Origin of the sequence: Amaricoccus solimangrovi, assembly GCF_006385685.1 — a bacterium.
GTDB classification, from domain to species: domain Bacteria; phylum Pseudomonadota; class Alphaproteobacteria; order Rhodobacterales; family Rhodobacteraceae; genus Amaricoccus; species Amaricoccus solimangrovi.
The window spans coordinates 116,253-131,733 of sequence record NZ_VFRP01000008.1 but is presented as its reverse complement, the minus strand read 5'-3'; the positions used below and the strand labels follow the sequence as shown (position 1 = coordinate 131,733).

The 15,481-nt window shown below is 73.3% G+C and carries 18 protein-coding genes and 1 riboswitch; of the genes, 17 read left to right on the top strand and 1 reads right to left on the bottom strand.

Annotated features, from left to right (window positions below):
- Positions 1 to 11: 11 nt before the first annotated feature.
- From osmF to FJM51_RS10385, 5 genes are all read left to right on the top strand, one after another.
- Positions 12 to 917 carry a glycine betaine ABC transporter substrate-binding protein OsmF gene (gene osmF, locus FJM51_RS10405; protein WP_140454066.1) on the top strand — a complete coding sequence of 302 codons (906 nt, stop codon included), beginning with the start codon at positions 12 to 14 and terminating at the stop codon, positions 915 to 917.
- Complete coding sequence (locus tag FJM51_RS10400; protein WP_233713069.1) at positions 914 to 2,077, top strand: ABC transporter permease; 1,164 nt, start codon at positions 914 to 916, stop codon at positions 2,075 to 2,077. The genes osmF and FJM51_RS10400 overlap by 4 nt, the downstream gene beginning before the upstream one ends.
- Positions 2,074 to 3,012: an ABC transporter ATP-binding protein gene (locus FJM51_RS10395; protein ID WP_140454065.1), complete on the top strand. Its 939-nt coding sequence runs from the start codon at positions 2,074 to 2,076 to the stop codon at positions 3,010 to 3,012. Before FJM51_RS10400 ends, FJM51_RS10395 begins: the two co-directional genes overlap by 4 nt.
- Entirely contained in the window at positions 3,009 to 3,740 is a 732-nt protein-coding gene (locus FJM51_RS10390) for an ABC transporter permease (RefSeq protein WP_140454064.1), read from the top strand. Before FJM51_RS10395 ends, FJM51_RS10390 begins: the two co-directional genes overlap by 4 nt.
- A 184-nt stretch (positions 3,741 to 3,924) precedes the next feature.
- Entirely contained in the window at positions 3,925 to 5,472 is a 1,548-nt protein-coding gene (locus FJM51_RS10385) for an ArnT family glycosyltransferase (protein WP_140454063.1), read from the top strand.
- A 42-nt stretch (positions 5,473 to 5,514) separates the two neighbouring features.
- On the opposite strand, the gene FJM51_RS10380 is transcribed toward FJM51_RS10385, so the two are convergent.
- The gene (locus FJM51_RS10380; RefSeq protein WP_140454062.1) at positions 5,515 to 6,525 is read right to left on the bottom strand and encodes a TAXI family TRAP transporter solute-binding subunit; all 1,011 of its coding nucleotides are present in this window, start codon (positions 6,523 to 6,525) and stop codon (positions 5,515 to 5,517) included.
- A 166-nt stretch (positions 6,526 to 6,691) separates the two neighbouring features.
- Here FJM51_RS10380 and FJM51_RS10375 point away from each other — a divergent pair, with 166 nt between their 5' ends.
- The 12 genes from FJM51_RS10375 (at position 6,692) to FJM51_RS10320 (ending at position 15,474) form a co-directional block, all read left to right on the top strand.
- Positions 6,692 to 8,050, top strand: a complete 1,359-nt coding sequence (locus FJM51_RS10375; protein ID WP_140454061.1) for a mechanosensitive ion channel family protein — start codon at positions 6,692 to 6,694, stop codon at positions 8,048 to 8,050.
- Positions 8,051 to 8,118: 68 nt separating this feature from the next.
- Positions 8,119 to 8,349 carry a type II toxin-antitoxin system CcdA family antitoxin gene (locus tag FJM51_RS10370; protein WP_140454060.1) on the top strand — a complete coding sequence of 77 codons (231 nt, stop codon included), beginning with the start codon at positions 8,119 to 8,121 and terminating at the stop codon, positions 8,347 to 8,349.
- The gene (locus FJM51_RS10365; RefSeq protein ID WP_306419423.1) at positions 8,259 to 8,648 is read left to right on the top strand and encodes a CcdB family protein; all 390 of its coding nucleotides are present in this window, start codon (positions 8,259 to 8,261) and stop codon (positions 8,646 to 8,648) included. Before FJM51_RS10370 ends, FJM51_RS10365 begins: the two co-directional genes overlap by 91 nt.
- Before the next feature lie 54 nt (positions 8,649 to 8,702).
- A riboswitch (TPP riboswitch) is annotated at positions 8,703 to 8,803 on the top strand.
- 51 nt (positions 8,804 to 8,854) lie between these two features.
- A complete protein-coding gene (gene thiO, locus FJM51_RS10360; protein WP_140454059.1) occupies positions 8,855 to 9,862 on the top strand; it encodes a glycine oxidase ThiO in 1,008 nt (335 codons plus the stop codon).
- Complete coding sequence (gene thiS, locus FJM51_RS10355; protein WP_140454058.1) at positions 9,846 to 10,043, top strand: sulfur carrier protein ThiS; 198 nt, start codon at positions 9,846 to 9,848, stop codon at positions 10,041 to 10,043. Before thiO ends, thiS begins: the two co-directional genes overlap by 17 nt.
- Before the next feature lies 1 nt (position 10,044).
- Positions 10,045 to 10,818: a thiazole synthase gene (locus FJM51_RS10350; protein ID WP_140454057.1), complete on the top strand. Its 774-nt coding sequence runs from the start codon at positions 10,045 to 10,047 to the stop codon at positions 10,816 to 10,818.
- Positions 10,815 to 11,411 carry a thiamine phosphate synthase gene (locus FJM51_RS10345; protein ID WP_140454056.1) on the top strand — a complete coding sequence of 199 codons (597 nt, stop codon included), beginning with the start codon at positions 10,815 to 10,817 and terminating at the stop codon, positions 11,409 to 11,411. The genes FJM51_RS10350 and FJM51_RS10345 overlap by 4 nt, the downstream gene beginning before the upstream one ends.
- Positions 11,408 to 12,379 (top strand): HesA/MoeB/ThiF family protein, encoded by a 972-nt coding sequence (locus FJM51_RS10340; RefSeq protein WP_181164523.1) that lies wholly within the window; start codon positions 11,408 to 11,410, stop codon positions 12,377 to 12,379. Before FJM51_RS10345 ends, FJM51_RS10340 begins: the two co-directional genes overlap by 4 nt.
- The gene (locus FJM51_RS10335) at positions 12,379 to 13,314 is read left to right on the top strand and encodes an ABC transporter substrate-binding protein (protein ID WP_140454055.1); all 936 of its coding nucleotides are present in this window, start codon (positions 12,379 to 12,381) and stop codon (positions 13,312 to 13,314) included. The genes FJM51_RS10340 and FJM51_RS10335 overlap by 1 nt, the downstream gene beginning before the upstream one ends.
- Entirely contained in the window at positions 13,311 to 13,997 is a 687-nt protein-coding gene (gene tenA, locus FJM51_RS10330; RefSeq protein WP_140454054.1) for a thiaminase II, read from the top strand. The genes FJM51_RS10335 and tenA overlap by 4 nt, the downstream gene beginning before the upstream one ends.
- Positions 13,994 to 14,716 (top strand): ABC transporter ATP-binding protein, encoded by a 723-nt coding sequence (locus FJM51_RS10325; RefSeq protein WP_233713068.1) that lies wholly within the window; start codon positions 13,994 to 13,996, stop codon positions 14,714 to 14,716. Before tenA ends, FJM51_RS10325 begins: the two co-directional genes overlap by 4 nt.
- Positions 14,713 to 15,474, top strand: a complete 762-nt coding sequence (locus FJM51_RS10320; RefSeq protein ID WP_140454053.1) for an ABC transporter permease — start codon at positions 14,713 to 14,715, stop codon at positions 15,472 to 15,474. Before FJM51_RS10325 ends, FJM51_RS10320 begins: the two co-directional genes overlap by 4 nt.
- Positions 15,475 to 15,481 lie beyond the last annotated feature (7 nt).

Here is a 15,481-nt window from a genome sequence, read left to right as displayed (position 1 = left end):
GAGGTCCGAACATGCCGCGCCGCCTTTCCCTCGTCCCCGCCATCCTGGCGCTGTCGCTGCCGATGGCGGCCAACGCCGTCACGGTCTCCTCGAAGATCGATACCGAGGGCGGGGTGCTCGGAAACATCATCCTCGCCGTGCTCGACCAGGCCGGGATCCCGGTCGAGAACCGGATCCAGCTCGGCGCCACGCCGATCGTGCGCCAGGCGATCATCGCGGGCGAGATCGACATCTATCCCGAATATACCGGCAACGCCGCCTTCTTCTTCGACCGCGCGGACGAGCCGGTCTGGCAGGACGCCGCCAAGGGCTACGCCGAGGCCAAGCAGCTCGACTACGCCGCGAACAAGATCGTCTGGCTGACGCCCGCCCCCGCGAACAACACCTGGGGCATCGCGCTCCGCGAGGACGTGGCGGAGCCGAACGGGATCGAGACCCTCTCCGACCTCGGCCGCTACGTGACGGGCGGGGGCACGGTCAAGCTCGCGGCCTCGGCGGAATTCGTCAATTCCTCCGCCGCGCTCCCGGCCTTCCAGCAGGCCTACGGCTTCACGCTCGCGCCCGACCAGCTGATCGTGCTCTCGGGCGGCGACACCGCGGCGACGATCCAGGCGGCGGCGAACCAGACGAGCGGGGCGAGCGCGGCGATGGTCTACGGCACGGACGGCGGCATCGCCTTCTCCGGCCTGCGCGTGCTCGAGGACGACAAGCACGTGCAGCCGGTCTACGAGCCCACCCCGATCATCCGCGAGGCGGTGCTGACCGAGCATCCCGAGATCGCCGACCTGCTCGCCCCGGTCTTCGGCAAGCTGACGCTCGAGACGCTCCAGACCCTGAACGGCAAGGTGCAGGTCGAGGGCATCCCGGCCGGCGACGTCGCCCGGGACTGGCTCACGGAGTCGGGCTTGCTGAAGTGATCGGCTCTCTGGCGGCGTCGCGGCCCGACGGGGCGCGCCTCGCGCTCGGGCTCGGCTGCCTCGGCGCGCTGGCGCTGCCCTTCGTCTCGGTCCGCGCCTCGCGGATCGGGGCGCCGGAGCCGCGCACGCTCGTCGAGATCCTCCCGCCCGGGCGGCTGCTCGCCGTCCTCGCCCTGTCCGCGGCGGTCCTGCTCGCGCTCGTGCTGCTGCGCGCGCCCTGGGCGCGGGTTCTCCTGTCGCTCCTCGCGCTCGCGGGCGTGCTCGCCGGGATCGGCCTCGCCGCGGGCCCGCTCGCCGCGGAAGCCGGGCCCTATGCCCGGGTCGCGCCGGGAGCGGGGGCCTGGACGCTGCTCGCGCTGCTCGCGCTCTTCTTCACCGAGGCCGCCTCGCGCCTCGCGCTCGGGCCCGCGGCGCGGCTCGGGCTCGGCCTCGTCATTCTCGCGGGCCTCGCCGCGCTTCTCGCCTCGGACCTGCTGGCGCCGCTCTCGATCATGGTCGAATACCGCAACCGCGCCGCGAGCTTCCGGAGCGAGGCGGCGCAGCACCTCCTGCTCGCCGGCGGATCCTTCGCCGCGGCGATGGTCGTGGGCGTGCCCCTCGGTCTCCTCGCCGCGCGCCGCGCGCGGCTCGCGCCGCCGCTTCTGGGCGCGCTGACCGCGATCCAGACCGTGCCCTCGATGGCGATGTTCGGCCTGATGATCCTGCCGCTCGGCTGGCTCGCCGCCCATGCCCCCCCCGCCGCCGCGCTCGGCATCCGGGGCATCGGCGCCGCGCCCGCGCTGCTCGCGCTCTTCCTCTACGCGCTGCTCCCGATCGTCGGCCATACGCGCGAGGGGCTGCGCGGCGTGCCCGGGGCCATCCTCGAATCCGCCGATGCGATGGGGCTCGACGCGCGCCAGCGGCTCTGGCGCGTCGAGATCCCGCTCGCGCTCCCGGTGCTGCTGACCGGCGCGCGGATCGTGCTGGTGCAGAACATCGGCCTCGCGACGGTCGGCGCGCTGATCGGCGCGGGCGGCTTCGGCGTCTTCGTCTTCCAGGGGCTCGGCCAGACCGCCGCCGATCTCGTCCTGCTCGGCGCGCTGCCGCCGGTCGCGCTCGCGATGCTGGCGGCGCTTCTGATGGACGCGCTGATCGCCTGCGTTCCGGGGCCGGCGCGATGATCGAGATCGATGGCCTCTCGAAGAATTTCGGCGCCGAGCGCGCGGTCGCGGACGTGTCGCTCCGGCTCGAGACCGGCACGATCACGGCGGTGGTCGGCACCTCCGGCTCGGGCAAGTCGACGCTGATGCGGATGATCAACCGGCTGATCGAGCCCGACGCGGGAACCGTGCGGATCGACGGTGTCGACACCCGCGAGATCCCGCTGACCGAGCTCCGCCGGAGCATCGGCTACGTGATCCAGGACCACGGCCTCTTCCCGCACTGGAGCGTGGCGCGCAACATCGGCGCGGTTCCCGCGCTGCTCGGCTGGCCGCGGGAGGAGATCGCGGCGCGGGTGGAGGAGCTGATGCGGCTGCTGCGGCTCGATCCCGAGCGGCTCGGGCCGCGCTATCCGCACGAGCTTTCCGGCGGCCAGGCGCAGCGCGTCGGCGTCGCGCGCGCGCTCGCGGCGCGGCCCCGGATGATGCTGATGGACGAGCCCTTCGGCGCGCTCGACCCGGTGATCCGGCAGGAGGCGCGCGCGGAACTGGTCGCGATCCAGCGCGCGCTCGGCGCCACGATCCTGATCGTCACCCATGACATGGCCGAGGCGATGGCGCTCGGCGACCAGATCGCGGTGATGGACGGCGGGCGGCTCGCCCAGGCGGGGACCCCGGCCGAGATCGTGCTCCGCCCCGCGACGCCGCTCGTGCGCGCGCTGATCGGGGAAAGCGAGCGCGGCTTCCGCCACCTCGCGCTCCTGCCGGTCGCGGCGGCGCTCACCCCCGGCGCGGCGGAGGGCGAGGCGCTTCCCGCCGGGGCGACGCTCGCGGACGCGCTGTCGCGAATGATCTGGACCGGCGCGCGGCGCCTGCCGGTGGCGGCGGCGGACGGGCACGGGGCGGGCGTCGTCGCGCTCGAGGACATTCTCGCGGCGGGCAGGGGGGCGCCGTGAAGGGAACCCTCGCGCTCGCGCTCCTCGTCGCCGCCTTCCTCGCCTTCCCCGAGGCCTTCGTCCCGGTGCTGCGGCCCTTCGCGCCCGAGGGCGGGCCGGTCATCTACGACCGCGCCAGCCTCGCCGGACTGACGGCCGCCCATGTCGGCCTCGTCGCGCTGGCGCTGCTGCCCTCGGCGCTGATCGCGCTCGGCCTCGCGATCTGGGTCACGCGGCCGGGGCGGGCGCATCTGCTGCCGCTCGCCCGCGCGGTGGTGAATTTCGGCCAGACGCTGCCGCCGGTGGCGGTGCTGGCGCTCTGCGTGCCGGTCTTCGGCTTCGGCGCGGTGCCGACGCTCGTCGCGCTCTTTCTCTACGGGCTCCTGCCGATCTTCGAATCCTCGCTCGCCGGGCTCTCCGGCGTGCCCGCGCCGACGCTGACCGCCGCGACGGCCATGGGCCTCACCCCGGCGCGCCGGCTGCTCCAGGTCGAACTGCCGCTCGCCGCCCCGCTGATCCTCGAGGGCACGCGGCTCTCGGCGGTGATCGCGCTCTCGACCGCGACCATCGGCTCGACGGTCGCCGCGCGCACGCTCGGCGAGGTGATCATCGCGGGGCTCAACGTGATGAACCTCGCCTTCGTGCTTCAGGGCGGACTGCTGACCGCGGCGCTGGCGCTGCTGATCCACGCGGGTTTCGGCGCGCTGGCGGAGGCGGCGCGGCCGCCCGGCGCGCGTTCGTCGCGATGATGCCCGAGCCGCGGCCCTTCGTCGGGCCATTCGGACATTCCGTAAGCTCGCTGTAAGCTTGCCACCGTAGCAGCCAGCGCCGGCGAGGATCCGGCTTACCGCGTGAAGGCCCCCCGATGTCGCATGTCCCGCTCCGGATAGCCGCTGACCCGCTGGGTCGCTCCGTGCCGGGAGGGCGGCCGCGATGACCGGCGCGCCCAAGATCCGCGACCGGACCTGGATCGCGCTTCTCGCCTTCGGGCTCGTCGCGGTCCTCGGCGTATTCGCGCGGCCGGTGCTGCCCGTCGACGAGACGCGCTATCTCGCGGTCGCCTGGGAGACATGGCTCCACGGCAACTGGCTGGTGCCCCGGCTGAACGGGGCCCCCTACGCGCACAAGCCGCCGCTGCTCTTCTGGCTCATCAACCTCGTCTGGTCGATGACCGGCGTCTCGGACATCCCGGCGCGGCTCGTCGCGCCGGCGGCCGGGTTCGCGAGCATCTGGGCGACGAGCCGGCTCGCCCGCGCGCTCTGGCCGGGCGATCCCGGCATCGGCGGGCGGGCGGCGATGATCCTCGCGGGGACGAGCGTCTTCACGCTCTACGCGGGGCTCACGATGTTCGACACGCTGCTGGGCCTCGCGGTCCTCGGCGGGGTCTTCGCGATCCTCAGGGGCGGACAGACCCGGCGCGGCTGGATCGGCCTCGGCGTCGCGCTCGCGGCCGGGGGGATCGCCAAGGGGCCGGTCATCCTGATCCATCTGCTGCCCGTCGCGCTCGCCGCGCCGCTCTGGGCCGGCATTCCCGCCCGGCGGATGCTGACCGGCCTCGGCCTCGCCATCGCGACGGGGGTGGCGCTGATCGCGCTCTGGCTGGTCCCGGCGGCGGTGCTGGGCGGGCCGGAATACCGCGCGGCGGTGCTCTGGACCCAGACGGCGGGGCGCGTGAGCTCCTCCCTCGGTCATGCGCGGCCCTGGTGGTTCTTCCTGCCGCTGGTCCCGGCGCTGCTCTGGCCCTTCGGCTGGTCGCCGACGCTCTGGCGCCGCCTCGCCGGGCTCGCGCCCCGGACGGACCGGAGCCTGAGGTTGCCGCTCATCTGGGCCGGCTCCGCGCTCGTGCTCTTCAGCATCGTCAGCGGCAAGCAGGCGCATTACCTCGTGCCGACCCTGCCCGCGGTCGCGCTGATCCTCGCCCGCGCGGCGGGGGAGACGCGCTTTCCCGCGCGGCTCGCCGCCGCGCCGCTCGTCGTGATCGGCCTCGCCTGCCTCGGCGCGGCCCTCGGTCTCGTCGGCGGCGACGCCGCGATCCTGCTCCGGCCCCGCCTTCTCGCGGCGCTCATCGGCCTCGGCTTTCTCGGCTGCGCCTGGCTCGCCTGGCGGCTGCGCGGGACGGATCTGCTCTGGGTCGGGCTGCTCCCGCTCGTGCTCGTCAACCTGCTGTTCCTCTATGGCGCGCCCGGGCGGATCTACGACCCGGTGCCGATCGCAAGCTTCATCGCCCCCGCCGACGGCGCGGGGATCGCGGTGCTGGGGGACGAGTACAACGGCGAGTTCACCTTCGCCGCCCGGCTCAGGAACCCGGTCGCCACGCTGACGCCCGACGCGGCCGGAGCATGGCTCGCCGCCGATCCCGGCCGCGTGCTCGTCGCCCGGCGCGACCGGCCGGCGCCGGCGGGGGAGCCGGCCTTCGGGGTCGTCTATCGCGGCCACCCCTACGGCGTCTGGCGCGGCTCGCAAGCGTCCGCGGCTAAATAAGCATAGACATATTCCGCGCGACAGGGGCGAACAAGCATATGCTTATTCGCCATCTCCGGGGGTGGCGGTGGCTTCGCGGCTCGCCTCGGCGACGCCCTCCGCGAGCGGCGCGGTGAGTCCCGCGGAGAGCATCTCCGCCGGTTCCAGCCGCGCGAGCGCGGGATGGGCGTCGCGCAGCTTCGGGAGGTCCGCGAAGACCGCCCGCGCGACGGAGTCGACGACGCTCGGCGGCGTGCGGGCCGAGGTGACGAGGGTCGCGGTCAGCGCGAAGGTGGGAACGGCCCCGGTCTGTTCCGGGTAGCTGCCGGCCGGGATCTCCGCCGGGCGGTAGTAGCCGTTCGCGGCGACCAGCCGCTCGATCCCCGGCCCCGCGACCGGGACCAGCGCCGCGCCGCAACTCGCCTCCATCTCCTCGACCGTCAGGTTCGGATGCGCGACGATGAAGATGGCCGCGTCGATCTCCCCCGCGCAGAGCGCGCGGGCGGTGTCGGGCATCGGCGTGTCGGCGACATAGGCGAAATCCGCCTCGGTCCAGCCCATCGCCGCCATCACCACCCCCATCGTCGCCCGCCCGCCCGATCCGGCGGGGCCGAGGCTCACGCGCTTGCCGCGCAGATCACCGAAGCCGCGGATCCCGGCGCCCGGGCGGGCGACGACGGTGAAGGGTTCGGGAAAGAGGCCGAGGACCGAGCGCAGCTCGCGGTCCGGCCCGACCTCGGCGAAGACCGCGGTGCCCCCGACCGCGTGATACTGCCAGTCGGACTGGACGAGACCGAAGGTCCGCGCGCCGCTTCGCACATCGCGCAGGTTCTGGATCGAGCCGTCGGAAGCCTCGGTCAGGCAGCGGATCCCGGTCTCCCAGCGCCGCGCGTTCACCAGATCGCAGATCGCGCCGCCGACGAGATAATAGACGCCGGTCTTGCCCCCCGTTCCGATCGAGATCAGCGTCTGGTCGGCCGCGGGCGCCGGCGCGGCGAGGCCGAGCGCGAGGAGAAGGCTCGCGAGGCCGGGGCGGAGGCCGCGCGCGCGCGGCGTGTCGCTCTCGTCTGTCATGCCCGGGATGCGGCTCCGGATGCGTGAGATCGTCAAGTAGCACCCGCGCCGGTCCCTGCCAAGCGCGCGCCCGCGAAGATCGCGGGTGGCCGCGCGAAGCTGGCGGTTGATTTGCCCGGCCCGGCCCGGGGATACTCGGCGCCGCCGAGGGCGCGCGCGGGGGGCGATGGAAAGCTATCAGAGACTGGTCGACGTCATCGCGTTGCAGAACCTGCGGATGCGCCTCGAATTCTGGCTGCTGACCGAGGTGCTGGTCTGGTCGACGCTCGGGCAGGCCGGGGCCATCCTCGCCTGCCTCGCGCTCGCCCATCTCCTGGCGGGGCGGGCACGCGCGCGCCTCGCGGAGATGGCGGAGCGGCGGGCGGGGACGCCGGCGGTCCGGGCGCTGCTCCATTCCGCCCGCTCGGTCGCGCGGGCCGCGATCGCCTTCCTGCTGCTCGCCGCCGTCAACGGGCTCGCGGCGCGTTTCGTCTGGCCGAACCTGCTCATCAGCACGGCGACGAACCTGATCGGCGCCTGGATCGTGATCCGCTTCCTGACCCGCTTCATCCGCAACGACTTCCTGTCGCGGGTGGTCGCCTTCCTCACCTTCGCGATGGCGACGCTCAACATCCTCGGCCTGCTCGGGCCGGTCATCGTCTGGCTCGACCAGCTCGATTTCCGGATGGGGGAGACCAGCGTCTCCGCGCTCGACCTGCTGCGCGCGGCCTTCGAACTCGGCGTGCTGCTCTGGCTCGCGGTCTTCGTCTCGCGGCTGCTCGAGGCGCGGGTGAGCCGCGCGCCGAGCCTCACCCCCTCCCTCCGGGTGCTGACCGCGAAGCTCATCCGCTTCTCGCTCATCGCGCTCGCCCTCGTCGTCGCGCTGACGAGCACGGGGATCGACCTCACCGCCTTCGCGCTCTTCACCGGCGCGCTCGGCGTCGGCATCGGTTTCGGTCTGCAGAAGCCGATCTCGAACCTGATCAGCGGGCTGATCCTGCTCTTCGACCGCTCGATCAAGCCCGGCGACGTGATCGAACTCACGGATCCGGGCGACCATCAGAAGCTGCTCTTCGGCTGGGTCACCGCGCTCAACGCGCGCTATGTCTCCCTCACGACCCGCGACGGCACCGAATGGCTGGTGCCGAACGAGGATCTGATCAGCCGGCGCGTGATCAACTGGTCCTATACCCACAACCGCCTGCGGCTGCTGACGCCGATCGCGATCAGCTTCGACGCCGACGTGCCGCTGGCGATGCGCCTCGTCGAGGAGGCGGCGCGCGAGACGCCGCGCGTGCTGCGCCACCCCGAACCGGTCTGCCGGCTGATGAGCTTCGGCGACAGCACCGTCAATCTCGAGATGCGCTTCTGGGTCGACGATCCCGCGAACGGCGTCATCAACGTGCGGAGCGCGGTCCTGGTGTCGATCTGGCGCAAGTTCAGGGAGCACGGCATCCGCACCCCGCTCGCGCATCGCGACCTGCTGATCAAGCCGGAATCCGAACTGACGGTGCGGCTGGACGGCACGCCGCCGAAACCGGAGTGACGGCGCATGACGGGGTTGAAACGCGGGCGGTCCATGCGGATGATGCTTGCGCATCCCGGAGATGGAACATGACGACCGCGTCGCGCAGGGCAACCAATCTCTCCCTAGATCCCGGCCTCATCGCCGAGGCGCGGGATCTCGGCGTGAACGTGAGCCGCGCGGCGGAGGCGGGGCTCCGGGCGGCGGTCCGCGCCGCCAGGGCCGAGGCGTGGCGGCGCGAGAACGCCGGCGCGATCGCGAGCGCCAATACCTGGGTGGAGGCCAATGGCCTGCCGCTGGAGCGGTCCCGGCGGTTCTGAGGGCGCGCTACGACGCCTGCCCGGCGCCCGATGGCGCGGGGTTCCTCCTCGACCTCCAGTCCGATCTGCTCGACGGATTCGGCACCCGGGTCGTGGCGCCGCTCCTGCCCGCGGCGTGCGCGCAGGCGCCCGCGAAGGTCCTGAACCCGGTCTTCGAGATCGAGGGCGTCCCGCATGTGCTCGTCACCCAGTTCCTCGCCGCCGTGCCGGCGAGCCTGCCGCGCGGCCCGATCCTCTCGCTCGCGGACCGGGCGGACGAGATCACGCGCGCGGCCGACATGGTGTTTCACGGCTTCTGAGCCGCCTACCGTGGTTCCGGGCCTTGAGTTCGCCCGCGCGCGGCGCTATCGATGCGGAAACCGTTGGGGTGCCCGGAAGGGCTGAGAGGCGCGCGCGCCAACCCATCGCACCTGATCCGGACAATGCCGGCGTAGGGAACGGACATGACGACATCGATCCTCATCCCCGCCCGCCTCGGTCCCGTCCTTCCGGGAGCTCGGCGCCCATGCCCGACAGACTGACATCCGCGACCGTGCTCGGCACCGGCGTGGCGGGCCTCGCGCTCGCCGCCGAACTGACGCGCCGGGGCGTTGGCGTCACCGTGATCGACCGCGCGGGCGCGCCCGGTCCCTCCGCCTGCTCCTGGTGGGCGGGCGGCATGCTCGCGCCCTTCTGCGAGGGCGAGAGCGCGGAGGAGCCGGTGGTCCGGCTCGGCCAGGAAGCCGCCGGCTGGTGGGAGCGCGCGGCGGGCGGCGTCGCCCGGGCGGGCACGCTGGTCCTGGCGCTCGGGCGGGACCGGGGTGAGCTCGACCGGTTCGCGCGGCGGACGACGGCGCACCGGATGCTCGGCCGCGAGGAGATCGGCGCGCTGGAGCCCGACCTCGCCGGGCGGTTCGAGCGGGCGCTCTTCTTCGAGGAGGAAGCGCATCTCGATCCGCGCGCGACGCTGACGGCGCTGCGCGACCGGCTGGCGGCGGCGGGAGTGCCGATCCTGACGGGCGAGGCGCCGCCGGGCGGGTCGGCGGAGGCGGGGCCGGTCTTCGACTGCCGGGGGCTGGCCGCGCGCGACGACCTCGCCGACCTGCGCGGAGTGAAGGGCGAGATGCTGGTGCTGCGCTGCCCGGATGTCGCGCTCGCGCGGCCGGTCCGGCTGCTGCATCCCCGGATCCCGCTCTACATCGTGCCGCGCGGCGACGGCGTCTTCATGCTCGGCGCGACGATGATCGAGTCGGGCGAGCGGGGCAGGATCACCGCGCGCTCGCTGCTCGAGATGCTGACGGCGGCCTATGCGCTGCATCCCGCCTTCGGCGAGGCGGAAGTGCTCGAGATCGGCGTCGACGCGCGGCCGGCCTTTCCCGACAACCTGCCCCGGATCAGGCGGCGGGGATCGCGCATTTACCTGAACGGCCTCTATCGCCACGGCTTCCTGCTCGCGCCCGCGCTGGCGCGGATGGCCGCCGATCTGGTGACGGGCGGCCCGAGACCGGAGGTGATGGATGAGGATCGTGCTTAACGGCGAGCCGCGCGAGATCGGTTCCACGCGGCTCGACACCGCGCTCGACGAACTGGGCTATGGCGGCGCGGCGGTGGCGACGGCGGTGAACGGCGAGTTCGTGCCCGCGGGGAGCCGCGAGGCGACGGAGCTCGCGCCGGGCGACCGGCTCGAGGTCGTGACGCCGAGACAGGGAGGCTGAGATGCCGCGGTTCTATGGCGTGGAAATTCGGTCCCGGATGATGCTCGGGACCGCGCAATATCCCTCCCCGGCGATCCTCGCGGAGGCGTTCCGCGCCTCGGGCGCCGGGATCGCCACCGTCTCGCTGCGGCGCGAGAGCGGCGGCGGCCGGGCGGGGTCGGATTTCTGGACGCTGATCCGCGAGCTCGGCGTGCGCGTCCTGCCCAACACCGCAGGCTGCCATTCGGTGAAGGAGGCGGTGACGACGGCGCATATGGCGCGCGAGGTCTTCGGCACGACATGGATCAAGCTCGAGGTGATCGGCCATACCGACACCCTCCAGCCCGATCCCTTCGCCTTGGTGGAGGCGGCGCGGATCCTCGCGGCGGACGGCTTCGAGGTGTTCCCCTACACGACCGAGGATCTGGTCGTGGCCGGAAAGCTCCTCGACGCCGGATGCGAGGTGCTGATGCCTTGGGGGGCGCCGATCGGCTCGGGGCTCGGGCTGGTCAATCCCTACGGGTTGCGCGCGCTGCGCGAGCGGTTCCCCGACGTGCCTCTGGTGGTGGACGCCGGGATCGGACTGCCGAGCCACGCGGCGGCCGCGATGGAGATGGGCTACGACGCCATCCTGCTCAACACCGCGGTCGCGAAGGCGGGCGATCCGGCGGCGATGGCGCGGGCCTTCGCGCTGGCCGTCGAGGCGGGCGCGGCGGGCCGCGCCGCCGATCCGATGGAGCCGCGCGACATGGCCGCGGCCTCGACGCCGGAAATCGGAAGGGCCTTCCTGGAATGATGCCGGATCGTTTCTACCCCATCTTCGATTCCGCCGACTGGTTCGCCCGGCTGCTGCCCGCCGGCATCCGCTTCGCGCAGCTCAGGGTGAAGGACCGGAGCGCGGCCGAGACGCGGGCGGAGATTGCCCGTGCCCGCGACCTCTGCGCGGAGGCGGGGGCCGTGCTGGTCGTGAACGACCATTGGGAGATCGCGATCGAGGAGGGCTGCGGTTTCGTCCACCTCGGCCAGGAGGATCTCGACGAGGCGGACGTGCCGGCGATCCGGGCGGCGGGGATGCGGCTCGGGCTCAGCACGCATGACGAGGCGGAACTCGACCGGGCGCTCGGCCTCGCGCCGGATTACGTGGCGCTCGGTCCGGTCTATCCGACCATCCTGAAGAAGATGCGCTGGACCGAGCAGGGGCTCGGACGCGTCGCGGAATGGAAGGCGAGGGTCGGCGCCGTGCCGCTGGTCGCGATCGGCGGGCTGACGGTGGAGCGCGCGGGCGGCGTGCTGGCCGCCGGGGCGGATGTGGTCTCGATGGTGACCGACATCACGCTCAACGCCGATCCGGAGGCGCGGACGCGGGCCTGGGTGGAGGCGACGCGGTGAACCGCTACGCGCGTCAGATGATCCTGCCCGAGGTGGGTCCGGAGGGGCAGGCGCGGCTCGCGGAGGCGCGGGTGCTCGTCGTCGGCGCGGGCGGGCTCGGCGTGCCGGCGCTCCAGTATCTCGCGGGCGCCGGGGTCGGGCGGATCACGGTGGTCGATCCCGACGTGGTGGAGCGGGGCAACCTGCACCGGCAGGTGATGTATGGCGACGTCTGGCTCGGCCGGTTCAAGGCCGAGGCGGCGGCGGGCATCCTGCGCGGGCTCAACCCCGAGGTCGCGGTCCGGCCCCTTGTCGCCGCGCTCGATCCGGCGAACGCGGGCGGACTGGTGGAGCGGGCCGATCTGGTGCTCGACTGCGCCGACAGTTTCGCGGTGAGCTACACGCTCTCCGATGCCTGCCTCGCGGCGGGCCGGCCGCTCGTCAGCGCCTCGGCGCTCGGGCTCGGCGGCTACGCGGGCGGGTTCTGCGGCGGCGCGCCGTCGCTGCGCGCGGTCTTCCCGGATTTGCCGGAGCGGGCGGCGAGTTGTGCGACGGCGGGGATCCTCGGGCCGGTGGTGGGCCTGCTCGGCTGCCTCCAGGCGCGGATGGCGCTCGGTGTGCTGCTCGGGCTCGAACCCAGCCCGCTCGGCCAGCTCGTGACCTTCGACGAGGCGATGCGCTTCGGCGGTTTCCGCTTCGACCGCGCGGAGGAGCCCGCCGACCCGCTGCGCTTCGCCGCGCCGGAGGAGATCGACGCGGAGGATTTCGTGGCGGATCTGCGCGGGGCGGACGAGGCGCCGGTCGCGGTCGGCGCGCGCCACCCGGTCGATGCCTTCGGGCCGGGCGGACCGCGCCCGGCGCCGGGACAGCGCGCCGTGCTGGTCTGCCGGAGCGGCCTCAGGGCCTGGCGCGCGGCGCGGCGGCTGCGCGCGGACTGGGGCGGAGAGATCAGGCTGGTCGCCATGGGCGACCGACAGGGGAGGGAATGATGAGGATATGGGGCATCCTGCTCGCGGCCGCGCTGGCGAGCCCGGCGGCCGCGGCGGACAGGCTGACGCTGATGCTGGACTGGTTCGTGAACCCGGACCATGGGCCGATCGTGATCGCCGAGGAGAAGGGCTATTTCGCCGAGGAGGGGCTCGAGGTCGAGGTGATCGCGCCCGCCGATCCCTCCGATCCGCCGAAGATGGTCGCGGCGGGGCAGGCGGACCTCGCCGTCGGCTACCAGCCGCAGCTTCACCTGCAGGTCGCCGAGGGGATGCCGCTCACACGCGTCGGCACGCTCGTCGCCACGCCGCTCAACTGCCTGCTGGTACGCGACGACGGTCCGGTGAAGTCGCTGGCCGATCTCAAGGGGAAGAAGATCGGCTTCTCGGTCGCGGGCGTCGAGGAGGCGCTGCTCTCCGCGATGCTGGCGCGCGCGGGGCTGACGCTCGACGACGTGGAGCTGGTTAACGTCAATTTCTCGCTCTCGCCCGCGCTCATGTCCGGGCAGGTCGACGCGGTGATCGGCGCCTTCCGGAATTTCGAGCTCAATCAGATGGATATCGAGGGGCACAAGGGCCACTGCTTCTATGTCGAGGAAGAGGGGGTGCCGCCCTATGACGAGCTGATCTACCTCGCCAACCCCGGGACGATGAACCGCGACGCGATCCGCCGCTTTCTCGCCGCGACCGAGAAGGCGACGCAGTATATCGTGAACCACCCGGAGGAGAGCCTCGAGACCTTCGTCGGCACCGCGCCGGAACTCGATGACGAGCTCAACCGGCGTGCCTGGGCCGACACGATCCCGCGCTTCGCGCTCCGCCCCGCCGCGCTCGATACCGGGCGCTACGCGCGGTTCGAGACCTTCCTCGAGGAGGCGGGGCTCGCGAAGGGCACGCGGCCGGTCTCCGATCTCGCGATCGATCTCGGCGCGCAATGAGCGGGCCGGACTACGGCCGGACCTTCGCGCTCTGGCGCGCGGGGGCGGGGGAGGTCTGGGGGCACTACACGCGCCACGCCTTCGTCGAGGGACTGCGCGACGGAAGCCTGCCGCGCGCGGCCTTCCTCCACTACCTGCGGCAGGACTACGTCTTCCTGATCCATTTCGCCCGCGCCTGGGCGCTCGCGGTCGCCAGGGCCGAGACGCTCGCCGAGATGCGCCCCGCGGCGGCCACCGTCGCGGCGCTGGTCGACGCGGAGATGAGCCTGCATCTGGAGCTCTGCGCGCGCGAGGGGATCGACGCGGCCGCGCTCGAGGCGACCGAGGAGGCGCCGGAGAACCTCGCCTATACCCGCTACGTGCTCGAGGCGGGCTATTCCGGCGATTTCCTCGACCTGATGGCGGCGCTCGCGCCCTGCGTGCTCGGCTATGGCGAGATCGGCGCGCGGCTCGGGGCCGAGGCGGCGCCGGGAACGGGCTATGCCGAATGGATCGGGACCTATGGCGGCGAGGACTACCAGGCGGTCTGCCGCGACGTCGGGGCGCTGATCGACGCGGCGGCCGAACGGCGGATCGGTTCCGATTTCGCCGGGGCCGCGCGCTGGCCCCGGCTCGCCGGGCATTTCCGGACCGCGACCCGGCTCGAGGTCGGATTCTGGGACATGGGGCTCCGGGGCCGGTGAGGGGGATCGGGGTCGAGGTCGCGGGCCACGCGGAGATCGAGAGCGCGCCGCTGTTCGGCCCGCTCGACGTGATCCTGGCGCCGGGGGAATGGACCTGCCTGCTCGGCCCCTCGGGCGTCGGCAAGTCGACCGTGCTGCGGCTGATCGCGGGCCTGCCGACCGGCGCGGATTTCGCGGGGACGGTCGCCGCCTCGGACGGCGCGCCGCTCGCGGGGCGGGTGGCGTTCATGGCGCAGAGCGATCTGCTCTTTCCCTGGCTCGACGTGACCGGGAACGTGGTGCTCGGCGCGCGGCTGCGCGGGGCGAAGCCCGATCTCGCGCGCGCCGCGGCGCTCATTGATCGGGTCGGGCTCGGCGCGCATGCCCACAAGCACCCGCGGCGGCTCTCGGGCGGGGAGCGGCAGCGGGTGGCGCTCGCACGCACGCTGATGGAGGACCGGCCGGTGATCCTGCTCGACGAGCCGTTCTCGGCGCTCGATGCGAAGACGCGGGCGGAGATGCAGGAACTCGCGGCGGAACTGCTCGCGGGGCGCACAGTGCTGCTCGTCACCCATGACCCGGGCGAGGCGGCGCGGCTCGGGCATGCGATCCTCGTCATGACGCGCGAGGGCGTGAGCCCGGCCGAGACGCCGCCGGCGCCGCCGATCCGGCCCGTGGACGATCCCGCGACGCTGGCGGCGCAGGGGCGGCTCTACGCCATGCTGCGGGAAATCGCATGAGCGGCGGATCGCGGCTGGGACCGGCCGGACGGACCATGCTCGCGGCGCTCATCGGCCTCGCGCTCTGGCAGGCGGTGGTGAGCCTCGCCGGCACGCCGCCCTTCATCCTGCCGGGGCCGGCGCGGGTGGCGGTGGCGCTCTGGGTGAACCGGGCGCTGATCGCGAGCCACGCGCTCACGACGATCACCGAGGTGCTGCTCGGCCTCGCGCTCGGCACGCTGCTCGGCGCGGCGACGGCGGTCGGGCTCGCGGCCTCGCCGCTCGCGCGGTCGCTGGCGCGGCCGGCGCTCGTCTTCTCGCAGGCGGTGCCGGTCTTCGCGCTGGCGCCGCTGCTGACGCTCTGGCTCGGCTACGGGCTGACGGCGAAGGTGGTGATGGCGGTGCTGATCATCTTCTTCCCCGTCACCTCGGCCTTTCTCGACGGGCTGATGGCGACGCCCGCCGGCTATCTCGACCTCGCGCGCTGCATGGGCGCGACGCCGGCCGGGATCATGCGGCGGGTGCGGATCCCGGCGGCGCTGCCCTCGCTCGCCTCCGGGCTGCGGCTCGCCGCGGTCTACGCGCCGATCGGCGCGGTGATCGGCGAATGGGTCGGCTCCTCGCGGGGGCTCGGCTACCTGATGCTGCTCGCCAACGGCCGGGCGAAGACGGATCTGATGTTCGCGGCGCTCCTCGTGCTCGCGGTCTTCACCGTGGCCCTGCACGCGGCCGTCGACCGCGCCGCCCGCCGGCTCGGGGAGGAAGCGCGGGGCGGGTAGTCCCGCG

What these genes read in the sequence shown, in the direction of transcription:
- osmF (WP_140454066.1), top strand. Translation starts at nt 12, where the DNA reads ATGCCGCGCCGCCTTTCCCTCGTCCCCGCCATCCTGGCGCTGTCGCTG.
- FJM51_RS10395 (WP_140454065.1), top strand. Translation starts at nt 2,074, where the DNA reads ATGATCGAGATCGATGGCCTCTCGAAGAATTTCGGCGCCGAGCGCGCG.
- FJM51_RS10385 (WP_140454063.1), top strand. Translation starts at nt 3,925, where the DNA reads ATGACCGGCGCGCCCAAGATCCGCGACCGGACCTGGATCGCGCTTCTC.
- FJM51_RS10380 (WP_140454062.1), bottom strand. Translation starts at nt 6,525, where the DNA reads ATGACAGACGAGAGCGACACGCCGCGCGCGCGCGGCCTCCGCCCCGGC.
- FJM51_RS10375 (WP_140454061.1), top strand. Translation starts at nt 6,692, where the DNA reads ATGGAAAGCTATCAGAGACTGGTCGACGTCATCGCGTTGCAGAACCTG.
- FJM51_RS10370 (WP_140454060.1), top strand. Translation starts at nt 8,119, where the DNA reads ATGACGACCGCGTCGCGCAGGGCAACCAATCTCTCCCTAGATCCCGGC.
- thiO (WP_140454059.1), top strand. Translation starts at nt 8,855, where the DNA reads ATGCCCGACAGACTGACATCCGCGACCGTGCTCGGCACCGGCGTGGCG.
- thiS (WP_140454058.1), top strand. Translation starts at nt 9,846, where the DNA reads ATGAGGATCGTGCTTAACGGCGAGCCGCGCGAGATCGGTTCCACGCGG.
- FJM51_RS10350 (WP_140454057.1), top strand. Translation starts at nt 10,045, where the DNA reads ATGCCGCGGTTCTATGGCGTGGAAATTCGGTCCCGGATGATGCTCGGG.
- FJM51_RS10345 (WP_140454056.1), top strand. Translation starts at nt 10,815, where the DNA reads ATGATGCCGGATCGTTTCTACCCCATCTTCGATTCCGCCGACTGGTTC.
- FJM51_RS10335 (WP_140454055.1), top strand. Translation starts at nt 12,379, where the DNA reads ATGAGGATATGGGGCATCCTGCTCGCGGCCGCGCTGGCGAGCCCGGCG.
- tenA (WP_140454054.1), top strand. Translation starts at nt 13,311, where the DNA reads ATGAGCGGGCCGGACTACGGCCGGACCTTCGCGCTCTGGCGCGCGGGG.
- FJM51_RS10320 (WP_140454053.1), top strand. Translation starts at nt 14,713, where the DNA reads ATGAGCGGCGGATCGCGGCTGGGACCGGCCGGACGGACCATGCTCGCG.